This window comes from Halonotius pteroides (assembly GCF_003605635.1).
GTDB lineage: Archaea > Halobacteriota > Halobacteria > Halobacteriales > Haloferacaceae > Halonotius > Halonotius pteroides.
In genome coordinates this window covers 1-1048 of record NZ_QMDW01000109.1, presented here as the reverse complement: position 1 = coordinate 1048, position 1048 = coordinate 1, and the positions used below count along the sequence as shown (strand labels likewise).

At 58.3% G+C, this 1048-nt stretch carries 1 protein-coding gene; it reads left to right on the top strand.

Going from position 1 to position 1048, the window contains the following annotated elements; all coding sequences use genetic code 11:
• Positions 1-1048, top strand: a 1048-nt coding sequence (locus DP106_RS15400; RefSeq protein ID WP_133305197.1) for an RNA-guided endonuclease TnpB family protein, incomplete at both ends; no start/stop codon positions are given.

Below are 1048 nucleotides of genomic sequence, written 5' to 3'. Positions count from 1 at the left end.
ACGTTCGCGCCGCCGACAGCGCACAAGCAGTCGAAGCTCACTGACCTACTCGAAATGTATCGTGACGGGCTGCAAGCGGCCTTCGATGCTGGGGCGAGTACCATGTCGGCAGTCAGCGACATCGTGACGCCCTACGATCTCCCGTATCAGGCCAAAGCCGCGCTCTGTAACTACGTTCCACAGCTCCGCAACACCTACAACGCTGATGAGTTGGACGACGACCATCCGATACGGCTCACCAACCAAGCAGCGGAGTTCGACCACTCCGCCGACCGCGACTACGAGTTCACATGGTGGGTTCCCCAACCGGGGCGTGGAACGAACTTCTGGATACCGCTTCGGATCAACCCTGAGCAGGAAGCCCTCTGGCACGATCTCGTTTCAGAGGACGCAAAGGCAGGCGAGATACGCTTGCAACAGCACCGACAGAACTGGGTGCTACATGTCACCGTTGAGTACCCAGTCGAAGACCCAACGACAGACGGTGACGCCACATACGTCGGGTTAGACATCGGAGAAACCGCCCTGATCACGGGCTGTGCCCTCAAGGACGGTTCTCCGACTGACCCGTTCGTGTGTAGCGGCAGTAGAGCGAAACAACTCCGTAAGGAGATGCACACAACCCTGAAACGACTCCAAGAGCGTGAGACTGCCGAGTGGCGGATCGAGGAACGATTCGGCCACTACCAGAACGCGCTCACCGATATTGTAGAGAAGGCGTCTCGGCAGGCCGTCGAGTACGCCCGGCAGTACGAGAATCCAGTGTTAGTGATAGAGGATTTGACGTACATCCGCGAATCACTGGACTACGGAGAGTATATGAACCGTCGCCTGCACTCGTGGGCGTTTGCCCGGCTGCAAGGCCGGATCGAGGACAAAGCGAGAGAGGCGGGCATCCCGGTCAAGTACGTGAATCCAGAGTACACGAGTCAGACGTGCCACTCGTGTTACCGTCTCGGTCGGCGAGACTCACAGGCCGATTTTCAGTGTCCACACGACGACTGCCACGTTTCGACGTTTCAGGCCGACATCAACGCTGCCGCTAATA